Origin of the sequence: Streptomyces sp. Ag109_G2-15 (assembly GCF_900215565.1) — a bacterium.
GTDB classification, from domain to species: Bacteria; Actinomycetota; Actinomycetes; order Streptomycetales; family Streptomycetaceae; genus Streptomyces; species Streptomyces diastatochromogenes.
In genome coordinates this window covers 6111045-6133536 of record NZ_OCNI01000001.1, presented here as the reverse complement: position 1 = coordinate 6133536, position 22492 = coordinate 6111045, and the positions used below count along the sequence as shown (strand labels likewise).

The window sequence follows — 22492 nt, the reverse complement described above, 5'->3', positions numbered from 1 at the left end:
CCGGCCGCCCGCGCCTTGGCTCGGGGAGACGAGATCCCGGTCAGTCCTCGGGCAGTTCCACCGGGGCGATCTCGTCGTAGACGTCACCCGGGCCCGGGTTGGCCGCGTCGGTCTCGCCGCCGAAGTGGTGCATGACGCCCCAGACCGCGTTCAGCGCGGTCTGGATCGCGCCCTCGGCCCAGCCGGCCGTCCAGGAGATGTCGTCGCCGGCGAGGAAGATGCCCCGCTTGTCCTCGGGCAGCCGGTCCTGCATGAAGTGCGTGAACAGGCGCCGCTGGTAGCGGTAGTGGCCGGGCAGGTTGGCCTTGAACGCGCCCATGAAGTAGGGCTCGTTCTCCCAGGAGACGGTCACCGGGTTGCCGATGATGTGCTTCCTGATGTCGACCTTCGGGTAGATCTCGCCGAGCGACTTCAGCATGACCTCCATCCGCTCGTTCGCGGACAGCGGCAGCCACTTCAGGCTGTCGTCGCACCAGGTGTAGGAGAGGCAGATGACGGCGGGCTTGTCCGGGCCGTCGTCCAGCAGGTAGGTGCCGCGGGTCATGCGGTCGGTGAGCGTCATCGACATGACGTCCCGGCCGGTCTCCTCGTCCTTGTCCAGCCAGAACGGCCGGTCGACGGGGACGAACAGCTTCGAGGACTCCATGTAGTGGGTGCGCTCGATCGCGGTCCAGTGGTCGATCGGGAAGAGCGAGTCGTCGCAGGCGATCTTGGACAGCAGCATCCAGGACTGGGCGGTGAAGATCGCCGCCTGGTAGGTGCGGATGTCACCGTTCGCGTCGGTCACGGTGATCTGGTTGCCCACGGTGCGGTGCAGCCGGGTCACGGCCGGGCGCGGCTCGCCGTCCAGGTGCAGGGACTTCAGCGAGGTGCCGTACGGCCAGTGGACGATCTTCTCCGGCTCGCGCTCCCACAGGCGCAGCGGCAGCTGCTGGGAGCCGCCGACGATGCCGCGGTGGTGGTCGTCGGCCTCGGTGTAGACGACCCGCAGGATCTCCAGGATGGAGTTCGGGAAGTCGGTGTCCCAGCCGCCGGTGCCGAAGCCGACCTGGCCGAAGATCTCACGGTGCCGGAAGGACTTGAAGGCCTCCGAGTCGCAGAGGAAGCCGTAGAACGTCTGGTTGTCGAGCTTCTCGACCAGCTTCGCCCAGATCTCGCGGATGCGCGGCACGTCCCGCTCGCGCATGGCGCGGTTCATGTCGGAGAAGTCGGCGCCCTCGTCCAGGCACTTGTTCCAGGCCTCGGCGACGTCCCGGTAGACCTGGGGCAGGTCGTCGATCGTCTCGGCGTAGTGCGACTCGCCCTTGAGGTCCACGACGGTGGACGGGGTGGCCTCGGCCAGCGGGTTCGGGAAGGGCTGCGTCTCCAGGCCGACCATGTCGATGTAGTGCTGGAGGGCGGTGGAGGAGGGCGGGAAGCGCATCGCGCCCATCTCGGCGGTGAGCGACTCGTCGCAGCCCTCGAAGCCGACGGTGCGCAGGCGTCCGCCGATCTGGTCGGCCTCGTAGACGACGGGCTTGAGGCCCATCTTCATCAGCTCGTAGGCGGCCACGATGCCGGACAGACCGCCGCCGATGACGGCGACCTCGGTGCCGTGCTCGGTCGCGGGGATCTGGCCGAGCCCCGCCGGGTGGGCGAGGAAGTCGTCGTAGGCGTAGGGGAAGTCCGGGCCGAACATGGTGATCGGCGGCTGCTGCTCGTCGGCGTGCTCGACGGCGTTGGGCACCGTGGACGTCATGGGGTACGGACTCCTTGCGCGGGGGTGAGGCGGGGAGGGCTCGGGTGGGGGGTGATACGGGGAGGGAGGGCTCGGGGGGTCAGGCCAGGGACCCGTACAGGCCGGGGCGGCGGTCCTTCAGGTACGGGTTCGCCTCGCGGGAGGCGGCCAGGAAGGCGGGGTCGGCGTCGGCGAACACCAACTCCTCGCCGCGGCCGGCGCGGGTGCGGGCGATGCCGTCGGGGCCCGCGAGGGTGGACAGTCCGAAGAACTCGAACTCTCCCTCGTGGCCGACCCGGTTGGCGTACGCGACGTACATCTGGTTCTCGAACGCGCGCACCGGGAGCATCGACTCGGCGACGATCTCGAACGGGTGCATGTTCGCGGTCGGCACGACGAGGAGGTCGGTGCCGGCCAGGGCATGGGCGCGGACGTTCTCCGGGAACTCGACGTCGTAGCAGATCATCAGGCCGACGGTGAGGCCGTTCAGCTCGGCCTGGACGACCGGCTGCTCGCCCGCCGTGAAGTGGTCGCGCTCGAAGCCGCCGAAGAGGTGGGTCTTGCGGTAGTTCGCGAGCCGGGTGCCGTCGGCGGAGATCAGCTGGGCGGAGTTGTGGACGGTCTCGCCGTCGCGCTCCGGGTAGCCGTAGGCGATGGCCAGGCCGTGCCGGGTGGCGATCTCGGCGATCGCGTCGGCGGAGTCGCCGTCGGCGGGCTCGGCGAGGCGGCCGACGGCGTCGCCGATCGCGTAGCCGGTGAGGAACATCTCCGGCGCGACCAGCAGCGCGGCGCCCCCGGCGGCGGCCCGGCCCGCGGCCTCGTCGAGGACCTTGAGGTTCTCGGCGATCGAGCCGGGGCGGCCGGAGCTCTGGAGCAGTGCGGTACGCATGCGGGTTCCTCACCGGAAAGGGGGTTTTGGGGGCCACAACGAAGGTACGGTCGGCGCGCTCGGCCGGACAAGAAGGAGCCGTTGCGCGCCGGTGCGCGGTTCGTTGCGTGACAGGGGGGTCGGGCGGCGATTCGTTGCGCGCCCCCGGGCGGGGTTCCCCTCCCCCGCAGACGCAGGTCACGGCGGGGCTTCCCCGCCGGACGGGGGAGGCGGGATGCCACCCGCGGAGCGATGTGCCGACGGCCCGCCGCCGGGAGAGTGGTGAGCGTTCAGTTCACGCGCTTGACCTGCGGAAAGGACCGTCATGCAGCGTCGTACGAAGATCGCCGCCGTCGTCTGTGCCACCGCCCTGCTGATCACCGCCGGGACGGCGGGCGCGGCGATGGCCTCGGGAGCCGGGGCGCACCATCCGCAGCGCGAGGCCGCCGCGCTCACCGGCACGGCCAAGCTGTACCGGTCGGCCGGGGACGACATCACCTTCTCCTTCGACGCGCATCTGGCGGCGAAGGACACCAAGGACCCGCGGAAGGCGACCGGAACGTTCGAGTTCAGCCACTACCTGCACGGGGACGGCGCCTGGGCGAAGGCGAAGGTGGACTGCCTGGTCACCGGCGGCAAGGTCGCCGTCGTCTCCGGCGTGATCACGGCCTCGGACCTGCCGGGGGCCAAGGGCAAGCGGGTCGGCGTCACGGTCCACGACCTCGGCCGGCACGACCGGCTGGGCTACAGCTGGGCCGGGCTCGGCAGCCCCACGGACACCAAGGACCTGCCCCCGTGCGTGTCGTCGGCTCCCTTCGAGAAGGTGAAGCAGGGCACCGGTGACTTCGAGGTCGTCCCGTGGAACCCGGCGCTGTGAGGGTCACCCGGCCCTGAGCGCCGCGGCTACAGCTCCTTCAGCCGCTCCACGATCTCCCGCAGCAGCCCCGGATCGGCGGCCGGGCCGGTGACCGGCAGGCGGCGGGGCTCGTCGATACGGACCAGCCCCGCCTCGGCCAGGTCGCCGAGCAGGACCCGTACGACGGTCAGGGGCAGGTCGGCGTCCGCGGCCAGCTCGGCCACCGGTCGCGGGCCGCGGCGGATCAGGTCGAGCAGCGCGGCGGGGGCGTGGTCGAGGTCCGGGTGCGCCGCGCCGTCCGGCTCCAGGCCGGTGACCCGGGACATCAGGTCGATGGTGTGCCGGTCCGAGGGCCGGGTGCGGCCCCGGGTCACGGTGTAGGGACGGACCATCGACCCGGTCTCGTCCTCGTACCAGTGCTCGTCACTCACCGCGGGGTCAGGGGGCCGAGCGGGTGGCGGCGTCCAGATGGCGGCCGAGGCGGCGGACGAGCAGGGCCATCTCGTGGGCGAGCTGGCCCACGTCGGTCCGCGCCTCGCTGAGCACGGCGAGGCGGCTGCCGTGACCGGCCGGGGTGATGAAGAGGTAGGCGTCCTCCAGCATGACCATGGTCTGCCGCACCTCCCCCGCCTCGAACCGCTCCCCCGCCGAGCGGGCGAGGCCGTGGAAGCCGGAGCAGACGGCGGCCAGGTGCTCGATGTCCCGGCGGCGCATGCCGTCCGAGCAGCTGAGCGGCAGACCGTCGGCGGTCAGCAGCACCGCCTGGCGGACATGGTCGGTACGGGCCACGAGGTCGTCGAGCAGCCAGCCGAGATCCGTACCGGGCGCTCCGGCGGGCGGGGCCGGGTTCTCGGGGGTCTGGTCGTCACCGTGCATCGTCGGTGTCCGTCCCTTCGTCGGCGTCGGTGGTTGCGTCGTGTGTGGCTGGGGTTGCGGCTGGGGCTGGGGGTGCGGCGGTGGCTGCGGGTACGTCTGTGGCTTGGGGTGCGTCTGCGCCCCTGGGTGCGTCTGCGCCCCTGGGTGCGTCTGCGCCCCTGGGTGCGTCTATGTCCGTGGGCGTCGGCAGGCCTTGGCGGCCGCGGTCCAGGCCCCGCTGGAAGGCGCCGAAGATCGCCCGCATCTCCTCGGCGTCGACCTCGCGACCGGGTGCCGCGTCCCGGCGCGGCGGATCGTCGCGCAATTCGGGGGCGAGGGAGGTCTGGCGGGTGCGGGTGGGTAGGGCGGGGGCGGGCTCCGGGGTGGGGGCGTCTGGAGTGGGGGCGTCCAGCGCGGGGGCGTCTGGCGCAGGCGTGCCCGGCGCAGGCGTGCCCGGCGCAGGCGTGCCCGGCGCAGGCGTGCCCGGCGCGGGGGTGCCCGGCGCGGGGGTGCCCGGCGCAGGCGTGCCCGGCGCGGGGGTGCCCGGCGCAGGCGTGCCCGGCGCAGGCGTGCCCGGCGCAGGCGTGCCCGGCGCGGGGGCATCCGGCGCAGGCGTGCCCGGCGCGGGGGTGCCCGGCTCGGGCATGTCGTGTCGCGTGGGTCCGGGTGCGGCAGCGGACGGCGGTGTGGACCGCTTCCTGGTGGGCAGCTCCAGCACCGGCGCTTTCCGCTCGACCGACCCAGGCAGCTCGCCCGCCCCCGACCGCTCGACCGACCCTCGCAGCTCCATCGGCCCCAACGGCCCCGCCGACCCCGGCAGCTCTACCGACCCTCGCAGCTCCACTGGCCCCGACCGCTCAACCGACCCCAGCCGCTCGACCGATCCCGGCACCTCCGCCGCCCCCGACCGCTCAACCGACCCCAGCCGCTCGACCGATCCCGGCAGCTCCGCCGCCCCCGACCGCTCAACCGACCCCAGCCGCTCGACCGATCCCGGCAGCTCCGCCGCCCCCGACCGCTCAACCGACCCCAGCCGCTCGACCGATCCCGGCGCCTCCGCCGGTCCCAGCCGCTCCGCCAACCCCGGGGAATCCGCCACCCGCCCCCGCGCGCCGGCCCCGGCGGACGGCGCCGAGACCGGCTCCACCTCCGCCAGTACCCCCTCCGGAAGCAGCACCACCGCGGTCGTACCGCCGTACGGCGAATCCCGTAGGTTCACCTCGATGCCGTGGCGGGCGGCGAGGCGGCCGACGACGTACAGGCCGAGCCGGTCGTGCCGGGTGGGGTCGAAGGCGTCGGGGTCGGTGAGGGTGCGGTGGGCCTGTGCGCGCTGCTCGGCGTCGAGGCCGAGCCCGCGGTCGTCGATCTCCAGCACGAAGCCGCTGCCGACCTGTCCGGGTCGCAGCGTGACCTGGGTGTGCGGCGGCGAGAACGCCGTCGCGTTCTCCAGGAGTTCGGCGACGAGATGGACGACGTCGGCGACCGCGTCCGCCGCGACGCCGACCTCGGGCATCGGCGGCACCACCACGCGCGCGTAGTCCTCGATCTCGCTCACCGCCGAGGCCACGACGTCCGCGACCGGCACGGGCCTGCGCCAGCGGCGGCCGGGCGCCGAGCCGGAGAGGATGATCAGGCTCTCCGCGTGCCGGCGCATCCGGGTCGTCAGATGGTCGATGCGGAACAGCTGGCGCAGGATGTCCGGGTCGTCGGTGCGCCGCTCCAGCGTGTCGACGAGCTTCAACTGGCGGTGCACCAGCGCCTGGTTGCGGCGCGCGATGTTGAGCAGTACCGCGAACAGGCCCCGGCGCAGGGTGGCCTGCTTGACGGCGGCCTCCACGGCGGCGAGCCGCGCGGTGTTGAAGGACCGGCCGACCTGGCCGATCTCGTCGTCCCTGGTCTCGTCGGCGGCGAGCGGCGGCGCCTCGGCCAGCGCGTCCACCTCCTCGCCGGCGCTCAGCCTCCGCATGACGTCCGGGAGTTGCCGTGTGCTGAGCACGTCGGCGGCGTCCCGCAGGGTCTCCAGGCGCCGCGAGATGCGCCGCGCACCCCGCACCGCGAACCACAGGGACAGCGCCACGGCGGCCAGCCCGACCGCGCCGACGACGGCTGCCTTGGTCAGCTCGTGGTAGGCGAAGGCCCGGCCGCGCGCCGCGGAGTTCTCGGCGGAGCGGGTGCACAGCTGCATGTAGCGCTTGACGGCCCGGTCGGTGGTCGAGCGCCAGGTGTCCGCCGCGACGGCCTCCCCGGCCCGCCCGGCACCGGCCCGCAGCAGCGCGTCCTCGCCGCGCGCCAGCGAGCGGTACAGGTCACCGCGCTGGAACTCCTCGAACAGGCCGCGCGAGTCGGCAGGCAGGTCCGGTACGTACGTCCGCTCGAAGACGCGCCGGTCCTCGATGGTCGCGGTCAGGGTGTCGTACTGCCCGTCGGTCAGGGTCCCGGCCGCCCGCGCCCCGGCGACCAGGGCGTCCTCCCGGGAGACGAACTCCCGTACCCGCACCAGCTCGATGACGACCTGTGCCTCCCGGGCGAGCTGCCCGGCCTGGAGCGCGGTGAGCGTGGACTGCACGTCGAAGCCGGGCTCGACGAGCGCGCTGTACTCGTCGACCGCCCGGTCCCAGGTGACGGCCCGGGACAGCACGCGCTCGCGCAGCCCCTCCAGCCTCCCGGTGGCGGCGACCATGGTGTCCAGGGCCTGCCGCTGCCGGTCGGTGAGCCGGCCGCGGTCCCCGTCCCGGACCGCCTGGCGCATGGCGTCGACGGCCCGGTCGGTACGGCGCTGCTGTCCGAGCAGGTCGCCCGCCGCGGTCGTGTCGAGGCGGGCGCCCAGGTAGGCGGCGGACATCCGGCGTTCGATCTGGATCTGCCCGATCGCGGTGTCCACGGGGGTGCCGAAGTCCTCGTACACCCCCTGGAGCCGGATCAGTGCCCGCAGTTCGGCGGTGACCGACACCATGGCGAAGCTCCACAGGGCCATCAGGGCGACGGCCGGGGCGAGAGCGAGCGCCACGATCCGCGTGCGGACGGTGGTGGGACGGCCGACGGGCCAGCGCATGGTTACCTGCCGGTGTTACCAGTCAGTAGTGGCGGAAAGTCCGGCACAACCTACGGGATCGTCACCTGGTCCGCAATGGTGACCTGCGGTAACCCTGGGTCACCTACGGGGCAACGCGAAGGTGGTCACGACGGCCGCGTGGTCCGAGGGCCAGTCGTTGCCCGCGACGTCGGGCCACGGGCGCGGGGTGCCGATGACGAGGTTCCGCGCGTCGCGCACGGTCAGGCCGCGGTGCAGGACGTAGTCGATCCGGTCCTGCGGTTCCGGGCGTCCGCTGCCGTCCTCGTGCACCGGGTGGATCGGCGACCACGTGTGCCCCGGCTCGGCCACCGGGTCGGGGTGCGCCTCGCGGTAGGAGTCGGCGAAGCCCGCGTCCGCCGCCGCCCGCGTCACCGGCCACTCCACGTCCGGCCAGTCCAGGTGGGAGGGGCAGTTGAAGTCACCGACGAGGACGACCGGAACGCCTTCGGCGGACGACTCGGCGATCCGGCGCAGCGCGTGCCGCATCTGCCCGAGCCGTACGTCCTCGTGGGCGATCAGCTCGGGCGCCCCGAGCCCGTCGAAGGCGGCCTCGTACGGCCCGTACGGCGTGTAGTGCAGGTGGGCCGTCCACACGTCGACCTCGCGGCCGGGCGCGACCTGGATCCGGACGCCGGCGGCACCGTAGAAGCCGACGTCGGGGTCGCCGAAGCGGGCGGTGATGGGATGCCTGCTGATGACGCCGAGGTTCTCCCCGGCCCGGTGGTGGTGCCAGCCGAGCGCCTCGGCCAGTTCCTGGGCTGCCGTACCGGCGGTCTCCTGGAGCCCGACGACATCGGCACCGCTCTCCAGGACGGCCTTGACCTGCTTGGCGCGGTGGTCGTCGATCCTGCTGCCGCCGAGCCACAGGTTCCAGCTCATGACGCGGAGTTCGGGCACGATCATCCGCCGCAGTTTCTCGGGCGTGACGCCGACGAGGCTGTCGCGCACGGTCCGCCCAGGTGCCGCGCCGATCGGCGCGAGGGACGGCACGGCGAGTACGGCGCACCCGGCGGCCTCGGCGGAGGCCACACCGGTCTCGGTGTCCTCGACGGCGACACAGGCGGCCGGGTCGACGCCGAGGGCCCGGCAGGCGGCCAGGTAGGGGTCGGGGGCCGGCTTGGTGCGGGCGGTGTCGTCGGCGGTGACGGAGACCGCGAACCGTCCGGCGCCGAGCGCGTCGAGCACGACGTCGGCGACCGCGCGCGGGGACGCGGTGACCAGCGCGGTGGGGACACCGGCCCGGGCCAGCGCGTCCAGCAGGTCGAGCGCGCCGGGGCGGGGCACGATCCCGGTGCGGACGCGTGCGGCGAACTCCCGGTGCAGGTCGGCCGCGAGGTCGGCGGCGGCCAGGCCGGTGTCGGCGCCGAGCCAGGCGGCGGTGTGCTCGACGGGCCGGCCGAGCACCTCCGGCTGATCGGCCTCGGTCAGCGGCCGCCCGGCGACCTGCTCGACCGCCTCCCACCACAGCCGCTCGGTGTCGACGAGCGTGCCGTCCATGTCGAACAGGACGGCCTGCGGCAGGGGTTGAGGGGTGTGGGGGGTCACGTTGTCGTCGTTCCTCACTTCTGGATACGTTCGGCCACCAGCACCGGCCGCTCGGGCAGCGACACGGCGACGGCGGCTCCGGCGCCGAGCCCGGTGGCCTCGTGGGCGGGCAGGTCGGCCTTGGCCTCGGTGCCGTCGGCGAGCCGTACGGTGACCCGGACGACGGCGCCCAGGAACGCGGTCGCGACGACACGGGCGCTGCCCTGCTCGTCGGCCTGGACCTGAAGCGACTCGGGTCGCACCAGTACGTCCACTTCACCGTTCGGCACCTCGCCGTCGGCCGGCAGCCGCCGGCCGAGCACCTCGACCGTGCCGTCCTTCAGCTCGCCCGGGATACGGCTCATCGTGCCGACGAACTCGGCGACGAAGGCGGTGGCGGGACGGCCGTACAACTCGGCGGGTTCGGCGCACTGTTCGAGCCGTCCGGCGCGCATGACGGCGACCCGGTCGGCGATCGAGAGGGCCTCCTCCTGGTCGTGGGTGACGAAGAGGGTGGTGATGCCGAGTTCCTGCTGGAGCCTGCGGATCTCCTCGCGCAGGGTCAGGCGCACCTTGGCGTCCAGCGCCGACAGCGGCTCGTCGAGCAGCAGGACGCGCGGGCGCAGGGCGAGGGCGCGGGCGAGCGCGATGCGCTGCTGCTGGCCGCCGGAGAGCTGGTGCGGGTACCGCTCCCCCTTGTCGCCGAGCCCTACCAGCTCCAGCAACTCGGCCGCCCGGGCACGCCGTTCGGCCGTACGGACCCGCCGCATGCGCAGCCCGAAGGCGACGTTGTCGACGGCGTTCAGATGCGGGAAGAGGCTGTACGACTGGAAGACCATCCCGGCGTCGCGACGGTGGGCCGGGACGTGGGTGACGTCCTCGCCGTCCACCAACACGGCGCCGGAATCGGGGTGTTCGAACCCGGCGAGCATGCGCAGTGCGGTGGTCTTGCCGCAGCCGGAGGGGCCGAGCAGGGCCAGGAACTCCCCCGGGCGGACGGTCAGGTCGAGTCCGTCGAGGGCGACGGTGGCCCCGAACTCCCTGCGCAGTCCCCGGAATTCGACGGTGGCGGCCTTTTCGGCGGTGGCCTTCTCAAGCGTGGTGACGGTCATGGTTCAACCCCGGGAGGAAGCGGTTCGGGTACGTCCGCCGGCGCCGGCGAGCGCGAGCAGCAGGGCCCAGGTGACGAGCAGGCTGAGCACGGACACGGCGACGGACATCTGGGCCTGCGAGCCGCCGACGTTGTAGATCCACACGGCGAAGGGCTGGAAGCCGAGCAGCCGGGCGACGGTGAACTCGCCGAGGACCAGCGCCAGCGTGAGGAAGGCGGCGTTCAGCAGCGCCCCGCGCAGGTTCGGCAGCACGGCCCGCACGAGGGCCTGCGGCCAGGAGGCGCCGCAGCTGCGGGCGGCCTCCACGAGGGTGCGCACGTCGATGGCGCGCAGGCCCGCGTCCAGGGCTCGGTAGACGAAGGGCAGCGCCATCACGACGTAGGCGAGGACCAGCACGACCGGGAAGCTCGGGTTCTGGATCGCCACGAACGTCTGGAACAGCGGGGTCCTGGACAGATGGTCCGGGCCCCACTTGAGCACGGTCACGATCCCGGCGACGAACGCGATCGGCGGCACCACCAGCGGCAGCGAGCACACCACCTCCACCACCGGCCTGAGCCGGGGCGCGCCGAGCCGCAGCGCGACCACGGCGGGCACCATCAGCAGCAGGACCACGGCGATGGTGGCCACGGCCAGCTCCAGCGAGAGCAGCAGGCTGGAGGTGAAGCCGTCGGTGGACAGGATCTGGGTGTAGGCGTCGAAGGTGACGCCCTGGCCGGGCACGTCGACCGTGAAGACCACGGACGCGGCGAGCGGCACCAGGAAGTACAGCGCGGCCAGGCCGAGGACGGCCCAGCGCCAGGGGGTCAGGCGTCGAGCCATCGGGCGCTCCGTCGTTGCAGGGGCAGGTACACGGCCATCACCAGGCCCGCCACCAGCACCATGTCGAGGCTGAGGGCGAGGGCGACGTTCTCCTGGCCGACCAGCACGTTGCCGGAGAGGGCGTCGGCGATCTGCAGGGTGACCAGCGGCACCGCGCTGCCCACCATCGCGGCGGCGGTGGCGTAGGCGGCGAAGGCGCTGCCGAACAGCAGCACGAGACCGCCGAGGAGCGAAGGTGCCAGCACGGGCAGGGCCACGTGCCGCCAGTACTGCACACCGGTGGCGCCGTTGTTCAGCGCGGCCTCCCGCCACTGGACCCGCAGGCCGTCCAGGGCCGGGGTGATGGTCAGGACCATCAGCGGGATCAGGAAGTACAGGTAGACGAGGACCAGGCCCCAGAAGCTGTAGAGGTCCCAGCCCTTGTCGGTGAGGCCGAGGTGCACGGTCAGGACGCCGGCGTTGCCGAGGGTGGCGACGAAGGCGAAGGCCAGCGGGACGCCGCCGAAGTTGGCCAGCACGCCGGAGGCGGTCAGCACGGCCTCGCGCAGCGCGCGGGAGCGGGAGCTGACCACGGCCTGGGCGAGCGGCAGCCCGAGCAGGGCCCCGAGCCCGGCGGAGATCGCCGACAGCTTCACACTGCCGACCAGCGCGGTGAGGTACGGGCCCTGCAGCGAGGACGTCAGGTTCGCGCCGGTGTAGGACGTGGCGCCGGTCGTCTGGTCCTTGGCCGTGAAGGCGCCGTCCAGGATGGCCAGGGCGGGCAGGCCGAAGGCGATCGCGGTGAACACCAGCAGTGGCACCACGGCCAGCCAGCCGGGGGCGCGGCGCCGCCGCTTCGCCGAAGCGACGGGCGCCACGTCCGCACGCGGGAGAGCGGCGGTCATCCGGAGACGGCCTTGCCCCAGCCCTGAGCGATGACCGTCTTGGCCTTGCTCTGCTGGTCCTCGGTCGGGAAGGACGGCGTGCCGGTGACCTTGGGGAGCTTGGCGGCAGCGGTCTTGTCGAGGGTGCCGGCCTTCTCCATGGTGGTCATCAGGGCCGGGCGGGCGTAGCCCTTGAGCCACAGGTTCTGGCCCTCGGCGCTGTAGAGGTACTCCTGCCACAGGCGGGCGGCCGCCGGGTGCGGGGCGTCCTTGTTGATGGCCTGGGAGTAGTACTGGGAGAACTGGCCGTCGCTCGGCACCGCGACCTTCCAGTCCACGCCCTTGGACTTGAACTCGTCCGCGTAGCCGGCGTTCAGGTAGTCCCAGTCGATGCTGATGGGCGTCTCGCCCTTCTCGACGGTGGCCGGGGTGGACTCGACGGGCGTGTAGTTGCCGTTCTTCTTCAGCTTGGCGAAGAAGTCGAGGCCGGGCTGGATGCTGTCGAAGGAACCGCCGTTGGCAAGGGCGGCCGCGTAGACGCCACCGAAGGCCGAGCCGGACTTGGTCGGGTTGCCGTTCAGCGCGACCTGGCCCTTGTACTGCGGCTTGAGGAGGTCCTTGAAGGTGGTCGGGCACTCCTTGACGCGCTTGGCGTCGCAGCCGATGGAGATGTAGCCGCCGTAGTCGTTGTACCAGCGGGCCTGCGGGTCCTTCTGGCCCTCGGCGATGTCGGCGTAGGAGGTCACCTTGTAGGGCGCGAGCAGGCCCTGCTGGGCGGCGCTGAGGGCGAAGGAGGAGCCGAGGTCGAGGACGTCCGGGGCGCGGTCCTGACCCTTCCGCGAGGTCACGGCGTTGATCTCGTCCTGGCTGGAGCCGTCGGGGCTCTCGTCCTCGATCTTGATGCCGTACTTCTTCTGGAAGCCGTCGATGATGGCGCCGTAGTTCGCCCAGTCGCGGGGCACCGCGATGATGTGCAGCGTGCCCTCCTTCTTGGCCGCCTTGACGAGGGCGTCGAGACCGCCGAAGTCGGCCGCGGAGGTGGCGGTGGCGGCGTTCTTGCCGTCCTTGGTGGTGGTGGACGCGTTGTCGGGGGCGGCGCCGCAGGCGCTCAGCGCGAGTGCGGCGACGACGGCGAGGGAGCCGCCGAGGACGGCGTTTCTCGGCAGGGACACGGTCACGGTCTCTCCAGGGGTGCGCACGAGGGTAGTGGCGGTGCGTTTGAGAACTGCGGAGAACTTGTATGAACAAGTTGCGTCACAGTACGCCCGCCACAGGTGTCCTGTCTGTAAACCGCGACGAAACTCTGAGCCCTAGTTGTGTGCACAATCCAGACCGTTGCAGATCACGCTCAGGTCTCGATTAGGCTGGTCACGCTGTGCACAGCGACCTGAGCAGAGGGGAAGCATGACGGCGCGACACGAGGAGATCGCCGACGAACTGCGGCGCGCGATCGACCGCGAGAAGTACACGGTCGGCAGCCGGCTGCCCTCGGAGTCGGAACTCGCGACGCACTACGGCGTCTCACGCGGCACGGTCCGCCAGGCCGTCGCGGCCCTCACCTCCGAGGGCCTGATCGGCTCCCGCCAGGGCGCCCGGCGCGTGGTGCTCGCCAGCCGCCGCAGCCAGAGCTTCGAGGAACTGCGCAGCTTCGCCCAGTGGGCGCGGGCCATGGGCCGCGAGGCCACCGGACACGTGGTGGCGCAGGAGTACCGCCCGGCCACACAGGAGGACGCCGTACGGCTCCAACTGTCCGCCGGGACCCGGGTGTTGCATGTGCTGCGGGTGCGCGGCCTGGACGGTGAGCCGGTACTGCTGGAGCGGACGGTGTACGCGGACTGGATCGCACCGGCGGTCGAGCCGATCGAGCCCGACTGCCCCTCCGTCACCCAGCGCCTCTACGACGACACGGGCCTGGTCTTCGCCTACGGTGAGCACATCATCGACGCGGTGGCGGCAGGCGCCCAGGACGCCGAACTGCTCGCCGTCCGCCGCACGAGCCCGCTGCTGCGAGTGCGGCGGGTGACGACCACCCGCGAGGGCCGCCCGGTGGAGTGGTCGGACGACCGCTATCGCTCGGACGCGGTGAGCTTCAGCGTGCACAACTCGATCGGGAACAACGCGCTGGCCCGGAAGACGGCGGGCTGAAGGGGCTTGCGTGGAGCGGGCGCCGACTGCACGGCCTCCGGCCCGGGCAGTACTTCGGCGACGCCAGGTTGCTGCAAGCGCTCCCCACGCAGTTCCGAAAGGCAGCGACGGCTGCAGGAGGCGCGGCTAGCCCCTCGTTCCGGTCGGCAGCACCGCACGGGCGATGCCGGTGAGGTTGCCCTGTGCGACGAGGATCTCCCTGCGGTTCGATCCGTCGAGGCCTGCCGCGTAGACGCTCCCGGCCAGGTCGGTCACGTACATGCGGCCGCCGTCCGGATCGAGGGCGATGCCGATGCCCTCCATCAGGTGGGTCAGCAGGATCTCGGGCGCCCGCTGCTCGTCCGGCGGCTTCATCGGCGAACGGCTCACGCTGTTGCCCCGCGGCGGGTCCCCGCGATCCGTCCAGTACAGCATGCGCTCCACGAGGTCGAGTTCCAGGTCGATCGGCTCGGGCAGCCCGTCGAACAGCACCTCGATGTCGTCGCGTTCGGCCGCTCCCTGCCCGGCGGGCAGGTCGATACCGGCCCGCAGGAGCTTCCCGAGCCCCGCGTCACTCGGGCCCTTCTGCGTCCAGTAGAGGTGTCCGCCGACCGGGTCGACGGCGACTCCCACGCACCACCTGGTCTCGTCGCGGCTGTCGTCCTCGCCCTGTCCCGTCTGCACGAGGGTCTCGACGTTCGAGCCGTCGAGGTCGCAGCGCATCACCCGCATGCCCTCGCGATCACCCCAGTACAGCTGCCTGCGGCCGACCGTCTCGAAGTGGAGCTGCTTCGGTGTGTGCGTGACGCCGCTCGGGACGATCGTCGTCCGGTTGCCTCCGTCCAGGTCCACGCGCTCGATCGAGCCGTCGTTCTCCTGCGGAACACCCATGTTGGTCCAGTAGATGTGCCCGGCCTCCGCGTCGACGGCGACCCCGTCGGGGATCCTGCACCCGGTGACGAGGACCTTCTTGTCGGAACCGTCGGGGTTCACGGAGAACAGGCGGCCACCGCCGCTGGCCTCGAGCACGAACAGTCTCTCCTGCCGCTCGCTCACGGTCCCTCCTTCGCCTCGGGACCGGCTGCGGCGTCCCGCGGACCGGACGGGTCGTGCTGGGCGCGCACGGCCAGCAGGGCCGAGAGCATCGCATCGCGCCGGGCGGCCAGTTCGTCGACCGAGTGGCCGTTGGCCTCTTTCAGGACACCGCTGACGATCGTCTCCTTGAGCTCAGGCGTGAACTCGGGGGTGCCCAGGTCCTGCCAGGACGCCACCATCCGCGGCATGAGCGTGTCCATGAAGTGCTGGATGCCACCCTCTCCTCCGCCGAGATGCCACAGCAGATGGGGACCCATGACGCCCCATCTGAGCCCAGGCCCCCAGGACACCGCGTCGTCGGAGTCCGCCACGTCGAGCACCCCTTCCTGGACCAGGTACACGACCTCGCGGTACAGCGCGGCCTGGATGCGGTTGGCGACGTGCCCGGGAAGTTCCTTCTTGAGGTGGATCGGCTTCTTTCCGATCGCGGCGTAGAAGGACATGACGCCCCGGATCGTCTCCGGAGCGGTCCTCGTTCCGCCGACGACCTCGACCAACGGGACGATGTGCGGTGGGTTGAAGGGATGACCGATGACGGTGCGCTCCGGACGCCGGCACTCGGCCTGGATGACGCTCATCGTGATGCCCGACGAACTCGACGCGATGATCGCGTCCGGCGGTGTCGCGTCGTCGATGTCGGCGAACAGCTTGACCTTGAGCTCCGGGCGCTCAGGTGCGTTCTCCTGTACGAAATCGGCGTCCGCGACGGCCTGACGCAGGTCCGCGGTGAAGCTCAGGCGCTCCGGCGAGGCCTCGGGCGTGAGCCCGATCGAGGCGGCCGCGTCCCACGCCGCCTCCACGTACGACCGCAGGGCCGCCTCCGCGGCGGGGGAGGGATCGGTCGCCGTGACGTCGAAGCCGCGGACGAGATAGTGCGTCGCCCAGCTGGCACCTATGGTGCCGGTCCCGACGATCGCCACACGGTGGACTGGCTTGTACGCGTTCATGCGGCAACCCTCGGCCGACGCACGTGCCGGCGCATCGGGCCGCGCGCCCAGGATTCGACCGATTCCTTGGTATCGCGGAACAGGTGGCTCGGACGCCGGTTCTCACGAGCCTTGCCGGAAGCCGATGTCGTCGTCGATGACCGTGCGCGGTGAGACGGGCAGTTTCTCGGGATGTTCGAGGTCGAGCGTGACGAACGTGATCCCGCGACTCCACACCGTGCGCAGGAACTCCTTGACGAACTCCGTGGTCAGTTGTTCTCCGCCGCAGCGCCGGTAGCCGAATCCGAATGGCGCGTAACCGGCCGTGTCGCAGACCGGGTAGGCGGTGCCGTCGACCACCCCGTAGACGGCTCCGAACGCGCTGTTGGTCAGGTCCGCCCGGCGGCCGTCCTTGACGGTGAACGGTGCGGGTGGGAAGGGGCAGCGCGCGAACCCGGCATGGCGGCTTGTCGTCTCGGCGTCGTCGGCGCTCGTCGGCACTGTCCGGTACCTGTCGGGATCGAACTCGTCCGGGTTGTGCCAGTGCCGGGGGTCCCGGCTGGCGGTGGGGTGCAGGGTGAGGACACTGCCCAGGCGAGGCTCGGCACCTCGTTCGGTGGTCACGGTCGACAGGCTCCCTCCGTTCGGTGAAACCGTGCGGAAGAGCTCCATCACATAGCGGTCGAGCGGGGTGAAGGCGCCCTCGTCCGCCGTGTCGGGGCTGTTCGTCATCTCGAACCACGACCTGACGGCCGGGTCTGCGTGGTCGGTGTCCAGCAGGGCCATGGTGCGGTAGATCGTGTTGCCCCACTGGCTGAACGCCAGGAAGTTGTGGAAGCACTCGAAGACGATGTCCTCGCGGCGGAAGTGTTCGCCGCCCTGGCCGTTCCTGAGCCAGTAGTGGACGAAGGTGGCCTCCGGGTCCTGGACGTCGCCGTCGATCACTGCCTGCACGCGGCGGTCGATCCACTCCTTGAGCAGCGGGCGCAGCTCGCGCACCCGCATGAAGTTCTCCCGCACCACGTCCTCGGTCGGGTACCAGTGGCCGAGGACGGCGGTGAAGCTGCTGCCGATCGTGCGCACCTCGGGCGGGACGGCCTCGCCGGTGGCACCGAGGTGGAGGTCCCAGTAGAGGTCGAAGTAGTTCTCGTAGTACTCGTGCATCAGCGGCTTGCCGGTGTTGGTGTCGGCGAAGAGGCGGGTGAGGAAGCCGTGGACCTTGGGGGCGTACTTGGCCGCGTAGAGGTCGGGCGTGGTGGCCGAGGCGTAGATCTTCTTGCGCTCGTTGTCCGGACCTCGCTGGTCGTAGCCCGTGATGAAGACCGTGGTGCCCTCCTTGGGGTCGGGCGCCCAGCCGTCGTAGAGCATGCCCCAGAAGTGCGGCGGCGCCGCGTTCTCCTTGCTCAGGGCGAGGTCGATCATAGGGAGTGCGGGCCGTTCGCCCACGTACTCGCCGCTCGAGAGGAAGGGCACGACGGCGCGCTCGATGTAGTCCGGGTCGAAGGCCGGGGGAAGGAGCCCGACCCATGCGTCGGGTGTGGTCATGTTCGTCTCCTCCGATCGTGGTGTCGTCTCGGACAGCCGGGACGGCCGCGCGGCTCATCCCGGGCCGTAGTGCAAGGCTGACGCGCAAGGACCATCGGGCGAATTGGTACATGAACACCAAATCATGAGGAAACATGGTGTTCCGCGCCCAGTGGCCCTGCCCCCGCCCGCTCCTAGCGTCGATCTCACTGACGCCGTCGGACCCCCGATCGACGCCATCGGACCCCCGATCGAAAGGAGCGGCAGATGAAGGCGACTCACGGAGCGGCGGCCGGCTCGGACCAGAGCCTTCTGGGTGGGGTCGGCCCTGCCGGGAACGGGCATGTGGTGGAGCCACCGGTGCTGGGCGGACCCGAGCACTCCGACTACTACCTGCTGGGCGACCTCCTCACGGACGAGCAGCAGACCCTTCGGCACAAGGTCCGCGACTTCATGGACCAGGAGGTCATCCCGATCATCAACCCATACTGGGAGCGTGCGGAGTTCCCGCACGAGCTGGTGCCCAAGCTGGCGCAGCTGGATATCGCGGGCTTCCAGCTCCCCGGCTACGGCAGTGCGGGGATGAGCAACGTGACCGCCGGCATCGTGATCCTGGAGCTGGCTCGCGGCGATCTGAGTATCTCCACCTTCATGGGTGTCCACTCGGCCCTGGCCATGGCCTCCATCGGTCTGCTGGGCTCGGAGGAGCAGAAGCAGCGCTTCCTGCCGCCGATGGCGCGCCTGGAGAAGATCGGCGCCTTCGGCCTGACCGAGCCCGCGCACGGCACGGACGTGGTCAAGCTGGAGACCAGCGCGCGCCGGGACGGTGACTCCTACGTCCTCAACGGTCACAAGCGGTGGATCGGCAACGCGACCTTCGCCGACTACGTGATCATCTGGGCCCGCGGCGAGGACGGGCACGTGGGCGGCTACGTGGTCGAGAAGGGCACTCCCGGTTTCGACGCCCAGGTCATCACGGGCAAGACGGCTCTGCGCTGCGTCCAGAACGCACAGATCACCCTCACCGACGTCCGGGTGCCCGCCGAGAACCGGCTGGCGGGCGGCAACACCTTCCGCGACACCGAGAAGGTCCTGCTGGCCTCGCGCTTCTGCGTGGCCTGGGAGTCGATCGGCGCGGCCGTCGCGGGCTACGAGACCGCCCTGGCGTACGCCAAGCAGCGCAAGCAGTTCGGGATGCCGCTCGCCGCCTTCCAGCTCGTCCAGTACCGGCTGGCGCGGATGCTGGCGGACATCACCGACATGGTGTGCATGCAGTACCGGCTGAGCCAGTTGCTGGACGAGGGCAAGTACTCGATGCCGCGCGTGGCTCTGGCCAAGATGCACTACACGGAACGCGCCCGCGCCATCCTCGCCGACGCCCGCGACATGCTGGGCGGCAACGGGATCATCCTCGACTACCACGTGGCACGGCACCTGTGCGACATCGAGGCGATCAACACGTACGAGGGCACCGACACCGTGCAGGCGCTGATCGTCGGCCGGGACATCACGGGATTCAACGCCTTCGTGCCGGCGGCTCCGGGCCACTGACCCGGCACACATCGCGTCGGCGCCGACGGCCGCGCGAGCGGCCACCGGCGCCACGCGGGAGCCATGCCGAGAAAGGATCTGTCATGGCGAACACGCCTCTGCTGGAGGGACTGCACGTCGTCGACCTCGCGAGCTTCATCGCCGGGCCCGCCGCGGCCGCCATCCTCGGTGACTTCGGCGCCGACGTCGTCAAGGTGGAACCACCGCGCGTGGGCGACGCATACCGATCGCTCAGCCGGATGCCACCGAACCCTCGCGTCGAGGGGATCAACTACCCCTGGCAGCTGGACAACCGCAACAAGCGCAGCATCGCACTCAACCTGAAGTCGCCCGGCGCCCGGGACGTGGTCGAGCGGCTGGTGACCTGGGCGGACGTGCTGGTGACCAACTTCCCGCCGCGCACCCGGGCCAAGCTGGGACTGGACTACGACGACCTGGCCCCCCTCAACGCCCGGCTGATCTACGCCGATGTCACCGGCTTCGGCGAGGAGGGTCCGGACGCGCACCTGCCCGGGTTCGACGTGACGGCGTTCTGGGCGCGCAGCGGTCTCATGGACGTGACGCGCCAGCGGGACGCGGCACCGGCGATCAACGCGTTCGGATCGGGCGACCACCCGACGGCGATCACCCTGTTCGCCGGGATCATGACCGCGCTGTACCGGCGGGAGAAGACCGGCCAGGGCTCCCGCGTCACGGCGTCGCTGGTCGCCGAGGGCGCCTGGGCGGCGGGCATGTGGCTGCAGGCCGCGCTGGTCGGCGGGAAGGCACCCAGCCCGGCCGACCGGTCCGACCCGCCGAACGCGCTCGCCAACGTCTACCGCACCGCGGACGACCGCTGGCTGCTGCTGGCCTTCGCCAACGAGGACAAGCAAGTTCCTCTGTTCCTGCAGGCCATCGGCCACCCCGAGGCGGCAGAGAACCCGCACTACGCCGACTCGAAGAGCCGCCGTGCCCACGCCGCCGAGATCGCCGGCGTGCTGGACAAGACGTTCGCGACCCGCTCGCTGGACGAGTGGCGTGACCTGCTCGACTCCGCGGGCCTCACCTACGGGGTCGTCCAGACGCTCGACGAGTTCGCCCACGACCCCCAGCTCGTCGCCAACCGGATCCTCGTTCCGATCGAGGACGGCAACGCCGAGCCGCACCTGACGATCGACAGCCCCGTGCGGCTCGAACAGGAGCGGAAGGTCCCGGCGCGCCCGGCACCTGACCTGGGCGAACACACCGAGTCGGTGCTTCGTGACCTTGGCTACGACGATGCCGGGGTGGCGGAACTGCGCAAGGCGGAAGCGATCGAATGACGTCGCAGCCGGGACCAGGACGAGACGCCACGGATTCACGCCGCCGAGGCGTCCACAGCCTCGGCGGGCGCCGGGGGGACGAGGGAACCGGGGGGAGAAGGGAATCACCGCTATGAGCGCGGCCACTGGCACCCCAACGGTGCGCACCGAGGAACGAGACGGCATCTTCGTGATCACGATCGACCGGCCGAAGGCCCGCAACGCCATCGACGGAGCCACCGCCCGGGCCCTGGCGGCCGCCGTCGACCACCTGGAGTCCCGCGACGACCTGCTGGTCGGGATCCTCACCGGGGCGGGTGGCGTCTTCAGCGCGGGCATGGACCTCAAGGCCTTCGCGGCCGGGGACAAGCCCATCGTCGAAGGACGGGGCTTCGCCGGCATGACCCGCGCCCGGATCAGGACCCCGCTCATCGCCGCCGTCGAGGGCTACGCCCTGGGTGGCGGAACCGAGATGGCGCTCGCCTGCGACATGATCGTGGCCGCGAAGAACGCCACCTTCGGCCAGACCGAGGTCCACTACGGGATCGTGCCGCCCGAGGGAGGCATGCTGCGCCTGCCCGAGCGCATCCCGCGCAACATCGCCCTGGAGCTGCTGCTCACCGGCGACCCCCTGCCGGCCGAGCGGGCCGAGCGACTCGGCCTGGTCAATCACCTCACGGAACCGGGTCAGGCCCTGAAGCGGGCCCTGGAACTGGCCACCAGCATCGCGCACAACGCGCCCCTGGCCGTGGCCGCCGTGAAGCAGGTCGTCAACGAGCGGCGAGCCTTCTCCGACCAGGACGCCTTCGCCGAGCAGGACCGGATCGTCGCGCCGGTTCTGGCGTCCCACGACGCACAGGAGGGCGCCCACGCCTTCGCGGAACGGCGCGAACCGCACTGGCAGGGCCGCTGACCTCCACACCGCGAGAAAGGGCGCCCGACGATGACCGAGGCTTTCGCACGTCATTCGGGGTCGGTACGAAGAAGTGTCGAGCCGAGGTACTGGACGGCGCGCAGCGCGACCTCCAGATCGGTGTGCCCTTTCTGGACCGGGCGTCCCATGATTTCCTCGGCTTTCCGGATTCGGTACTGGACGGTGTTCTTGTGCAGAATCTGAGTGCTGGCGGTGGCGGTATAACTGCAGCCGGAGTCCAGGAATATGTGCGCGGTCTCCCGAAGCCGTGCGGAGTTCTCGTCGTCGACGGCCAGCGGACCCAGGACGCCCCACACCCAGGCGCGCATGTCGTCGATGTTCGTGGCCATCAGGGCGATGGGAGCCACCGTGGAGAAGTCGGTGAACTGGCGGGCAGGATTCGCCGCTGCCGCGAGTTCCTGCGTGCGCAGTGCCTGCCGATGCGTGGACCGGAATCCCTCGATGCCGTACCCGACGCCCCCGGCGCACACGTGCACGGAGGGCTCGCTGCGCTCGACCACGTTCGACACCTCCTGCCAGGAGACGTCGTCGCGCGAGCCGATCGGCAGCCAGGCCCAGGACAGCACCGCGTCCCGGGGGACGAACAGCGGCCGGCCGGGGCAGTCGAGTTCCCGGGCGATCTCGCAGGTGATCCGGTCGAGTCGGGCCAGTCCCGCCCCCTCGTCCGTGAGCGTGGGCAGCCAGACCACCAACCCGAGGTGGTTCTGCCGGAGGCGGTAACCAAGAGCCGGCTCGGCCCAGTTGAGGTCGACGTCCTTCTCGTCGAGGATGTCCCGCACGCGCGCGGCGCGCGCGGCGCTCTGACTGAGCAGCCAGTGATCGCGTTCCAGTTGGTAGGTCACGATGACGTGTTCGGTCACCCGGTCGATGTAACCGAAGCTCACCTGCAGCATGCGCCGGTTGGTCGCGGCGTACAGCTCGTAGTCGACGCCCTGTCGGTCGAGCTCGTCCAGACACCACTGCAGAAAGCGCCAGTGGCCGATCCTGTAGGCCCTGGCCATCGCGCTGAGGGGGACATCCCTCTGGGCCAGTCTCCTGGCGTACTCGAAAGCGGCTGCAGGGCCCTCGACGTTTTCCAGAGAAATATTGTTCTCGAAAACGTGCAGCAATGTGGCGATATTTTCCTCGCAACTTGCCTGCAGGATCTTGACGACGGTTGTGTCACCCCTGAGCTCGGGCACCTCGGCCATGACATTGTCGACGACGTCGCGGCCGACCTCCGAAAGGTGCACCTCGACGTTCTCCGCGACCACGGACAGTTGTTTCGCGGCCTCGGGATGCTCCGCAGCCATGCCCCAATCCTACAGGGCGGCTCCTGATCCCTCCGCTGCGCGAACACCGCCGACAGAACAGCCAAACGGAATAGTT

The 22492-nt window shown here is 71.1% G+C and carries 20 protein-coding genes and 1 pseudogene; 6 read left to right on the top strand and 15 right to left on the bottom strand.

What is annotated here, in order from left to right; all coding sequences use genetic code 11:
* Positions 1 to 40: 40 nt before the first annotated feature.
* Positions 41 to 1738: an NAD(P)/FAD-dependent oxidoreductase gene (locus tag CRP49_RS27715; RefSeq protein WP_097255814.1), complete on the bottom strand. Its 1698-nt coding sequence runs from the start codon at positions 1736 to 1738 to the stop codon at positions 41 to 43.
* Between the two features lie 79 nt (positions 1739 to 1817).
* On the bottom strand, positions 1818 to 2606 hold the full coding sequence (locus CRP49_RS27710; RefSeq protein WP_097255813.1) for a carbon-nitrogen hydrolase family protein: 789 nt from the start codon (positions 2604 to 2606) through the stop codon (positions 1818 to 1820).
* A gap of 304 nt (positions 2607 to 2910) precedes the next feature.
* On the opposite strand from CRP49_RS27710, the gene CRP49_RS27705 reads away from it, so the two are divergent.
* Positions 2911 to 3462, top strand: coding sequence for a Repetin (locus CRP49_RS27705; protein ID WP_097255812.1), 552 nt, complete (start codon positions 2911 to 2913; stop codon positions 3460 to 3462).
* Positions 3463 to 3488: 26 nt separating this feature from the next.
* On the opposite strand, the gene CRP49_RS27700 is transcribed toward CRP49_RS27705, so the two are convergent.
* The 3 genes from CRP49_RS27700 to CRP49_RS49190 form a co-directional block, all read right to left on the bottom strand.
* On the bottom strand, positions 3489 to 3872 hold the full coding sequence (locus tag CRP49_RS27700) for a DUF742 domain-containing protein (protein WP_257033503.1): 384 nt from the start codon (positions 3870 to 3872) through the stop codon (positions 3489 to 3491).
* Between the two features lie 7 nt (positions 3873 to 3879).
* Positions 3880 to 4317, bottom strand: a complete 438-nt coding sequence (locus tag CRP49_RS27695) for a roadblock/LC7 domain-containing protein (RefSeq protein ID WP_097255811.1) — start codon at positions 4315 to 4317, stop codon at positions 3880 to 3882.
* 168 nt (positions 4318 to 4485) lie between these two features.
* A complete protein-coding gene (locus tag CRP49_RS49190; RefSeq protein ID WP_373560400.1) occupies positions 4486 to 4758 on the bottom strand; it encodes a hypothetical protein in 273 nt (90 codons plus the stop codon).
* Here CRP49_RS49190 and CRP49_RS49185 point away from each other — a divergent pair.
* On the top strand, positions 4690 to 5604 hold the full coding sequence (locus CRP49_RS49185) for a Cys-every-fifth RiPP peptide CefA (RefSeq protein WP_373560399.1): 915 nt from the start codon (positions 4690 to 4692) through the stop codon (positions 5602 to 5604). The genes CRP49_RS49190 and CRP49_RS49185 overlap by 69 nt on opposite strands.
* Here the strand turns inward: CRP49_RS49185 and CRP49_RS49180 are convergent.
* The 6 genes and pseudogenes from CRP49_RS49180 to CRP49_RS27665 all read right to left on the bottom strand — a co-directional run.
* Positions 5519 to 7138 (bottom strand): annotated as a pseudogene (locus tag CRP49_RS49180) (nitrate- and nitrite sensing domain-containing protein); the annotation flags it as partial. The gene CRP49_RS49185 and the pseudogene CRP49_RS49180 overlap by 86 nt on opposite strands.
* Positions 7139 to 7447: 309 nt before the next feature.
* Positions 7448 to 8914 carry an HAD-IA family hydrolase gene (locus tag CRP49_RS27685; RefSeq protein WP_097257562.1) on the bottom strand — a complete coding sequence of 489 codons (1467 nt, stop codon included), beginning with the start codon at positions 8912 to 8914 and terminating at the stop codon, positions 7448 to 7450.
* A gap of 14 nt (positions 8915 to 8928) precedes the next feature.
* Entirely contained in the window at positions 8929 to 10005 is a 1077-nt protein-coding gene (locus CRP49_RS27680) for an ABC transporter ATP-binding protein (protein ID WP_097255810.1), read from the bottom strand.
* A 3-nt stretch (positions 10006 to 10008) separates the two neighbouring features.
* Positions 10009 to 10827: an ABC transporter permease gene (locus CRP49_RS27675; RefSeq protein WP_097255809.1), complete on the bottom strand. Its 819-nt coding sequence runs from the start codon at positions 10825 to 10827 to the stop codon at positions 10009 to 10011.
* A complete protein-coding gene (locus tag CRP49_RS27670) occupies positions 10812 to 11711 on the bottom strand; it encodes an ABC transporter permease subunit (protein ID WP_097255808.1) in 900 nt (299 codons plus the stop codon). The genes CRP49_RS27675 and CRP49_RS27670 overlap by 16 nt, the downstream gene beginning before the upstream one ends.
* Positions 11708 to 12868 (bottom strand): ABC transporter substrate-binding protein, encoded by a 1161-nt coding sequence (locus tag CRP49_RS27665; RefSeq protein WP_097255807.1) that lies wholly within the window; start codon positions 12866 to 12868, stop codon positions 11708 to 11710. The genes CRP49_RS27670 and CRP49_RS27665 overlap by 4 nt, the downstream gene beginning before the upstream one ends.
* A gap of 226 nt (positions 12869 to 13094) precedes the next feature.
* On the opposite strand from CRP49_RS27665, the gene CRP49_RS27660 reads away from it, so the two are divergent.
* Positions 13095 to 13835, top strand: a complete 741-nt coding sequence (locus CRP49_RS27660; protein ID WP_094220759.1) for a GntR family transcriptional regulator — start codon at positions 13095 to 13097, stop codon at positions 13833 to 13835.
* Between the two features lie 126 nt (positions 13836 to 13961).
* On the opposite strand, the gene CRP49_RS27655 is transcribed toward CRP49_RS27660, so the two are convergent.
* The 3 genes from CRP49_RS27655 to CRP49_RS27645 all read right to left on the bottom strand — a co-directional run bounded on the left by CRP49_RS27655 (position 13962) and on the right by CRP49_RS27645 (position 17380).
* Positions 13962 to 14870 carry a 3-hydroxyacyl-CoA dehydrogenase gene (locus CRP49_RS27655; protein WP_097255806.1) on the bottom strand — a complete coding sequence of 303 codons (909 nt, stop codon included), beginning with the start codon at positions 14868 to 14870 and terminating at the stop codon, positions 13962 to 13964.
* Positions 14867 to 15856: a 3-hydroxyacyl-CoA dehydrogenase NAD-binding domain-containing protein gene (locus CRP49_RS27650; RefSeq protein ID WP_097255805.1), complete on the bottom strand. Its 990-nt coding sequence runs from the start codon at positions 15854 to 15856 to the stop codon at positions 14867 to 14869. The genes CRP49_RS27655 and CRP49_RS27650 overlap by 4 nt, the downstream gene beginning before the upstream one ends.
* Before the next feature lie 102 nt (positions 15857 to 15958).
* Positions 15959 to 17380: a hypothetical protein gene (locus CRP49_RS27645; protein WP_097255804.1), complete on the bottom strand. Its 1422-nt coding sequence runs from the start codon at positions 17378 to 17380 to the stop codon at positions 15959 to 15961.
* Between the two features lie 246 nt (positions 17381 to 17626).
* Between CRP49_RS27645 and CRP49_RS27640 the strand changes: the two genes are divergently transcribed.
* From CRP49_RS27640 to CRP49_RS27630, 3 genes are all read left to right on the top strand, one after another.
* Positions 17627 to 18910 (top strand): acyl-CoA dehydrogenase family protein, encoded by a 1284-nt coding sequence (locus tag CRP49_RS27640; RefSeq protein ID WP_097255803.1) that lies wholly within the window; start codon positions 17627 to 17629, stop codon positions 18908 to 18910.
* 83 nt (positions 18911 to 18993) lie between these two features.
* Entirely contained in the window at positions 18994 to 20211 is a 1218-nt protein-coding gene (locus CRP49_RS27635; protein ID WP_097255802.1) for a CaiB/BaiF CoA-transferase family protein, read from the top strand.
* Positions 20212 to 20323: 112 nt separating this feature from the next.
* Positions 20324 to 21103 (top strand): crotonase/enoyl-CoA hydratase family protein, encoded by a 780-nt coding sequence (locus CRP49_RS27630; protein ID WP_097255801.1) that lies wholly within the window; start codon positions 20324 to 20326, stop codon positions 21101 to 21103.
* A gap of 50 nt (positions 21104 to 21153) precedes the next feature.
* Here the strand turns inward: CRP49_RS27630 and CRP49_RS27625 are convergent, their stop codons facing one another.
* Complete coding sequence (locus CRP49_RS27625) at positions 21154 to 22416, bottom strand: CdaR family transcriptional regulator (protein ID WP_143670031.1); 1263 nt, start codon at positions 22414 to 22416, stop codon at positions 21154 to 21156.
* Positions 22417 to 22492: the final 76 nt, after the last annotated feature.

What these genes read in the sequence shown, in the direction of transcription:
- CRP49_RS27715 (WP_097255814.1), bottom strand. Translation starts at nt 1,738, where the DNA reads ATGACGTCCACGGTGCCCAACGCCGTCGAGCACGCCGACGAGCAGCAG.
- CRP49_RS27710 (WP_097255813.1), bottom strand. Translation starts at nt 2,606, where the DNA reads ATGCGTACCGCACTGCTCCAGAGCTCCGGCCGCCCCGGCTCGATCGCC.
- CRP49_RS27705 (WP_097255812.1), top strand. Translation starts at nt 2,911, where the DNA reads ATGCAGCGTCGTACGAAGATCGCCGCCGTCGTCTGTGCCACCGCCCTG.
- CRP49_RS27695 (WP_097255811.1), bottom strand. Translation starts at nt 4,317, where the DNA reads ATGCACGGTGACGACCAGACCCCCGAGAACCCGGCCCCGCCCGCCGGA.
- CRP49_RS27680 (WP_097255810.1), bottom strand. Translation starts at nt 10,005, where the DNA reads ATGACCGTCACCACGCTTGAGAAGGCCACCGCCGAAAAGGCCGCCACC.
- CRP49_RS27675 (WP_097255809.1), bottom strand. Translation starts at nt 10,827, where the DNA reads ATGGCTCGACGCCTGACCCCCTGGCGCTGGGCCGTCCTCGGCCTGGCC.
- CRP49_RS27670 (WP_097255808.1), bottom strand. Translation starts at nt 11,711, where the DNA reads ATGACCGCCGCTCTCCCGCGTGCGGACGTGGCGCCCGTCGCTTCGGCG.
- CRP49_RS27660 (WP_094220759.1), top strand. Translation starts at nt 13,095, where the DNA reads ATGACGGCGCGACACGAGGAGATCGCCGACGAACTGCGGCGCGCGATC.
- CRP49_RS27650 (WP_097255805.1), bottom strand. Translation starts at nt 15,856, where the DNA reads ATGAACGCGTACAAGCCAGTCCACCGTGTGGCGATCGTCGGGACCGGC.
- CRP49_RS27645 (WP_097255804.1), bottom strand. Translation starts at nt 17,380, where the DNA reads ATGACCACACCCGACGCATGGGTCGGGCTCCTTCCCCCGGCCTTCGAC.
- CRP49_RS27640 (WP_097255803.1), top strand. Translation starts at nt 17,627, where the DNA reads ATGAAGGCGACTCACGGAGCGGCGGCCGGCTCGGACCAGAGCCTTCTG.
- CRP49_RS27635 (WP_097255802.1), top strand. Translation starts at nt 18,994, where the DNA reads ATGGCGAACACGCCTCTGCTGGAGGGACTGCACGTCGTCGACCTCGCG.
- CRP49_RS27630 (WP_097255801.1), top strand. Translation starts at nt 20,324, where the DNA reads ATGAGCGCGGCCACTGGCACCCCAACGGTGCGCACCGAGGAACGAGAC.
- CRP49_RS27625 (WP_143670031.1), bottom strand. Translation starts at nt 22,416, where the DNA reads ATGGCTGCGGAGCATCCCGAGGCCGCGAAACAACTGTCCGTGGTCGCG.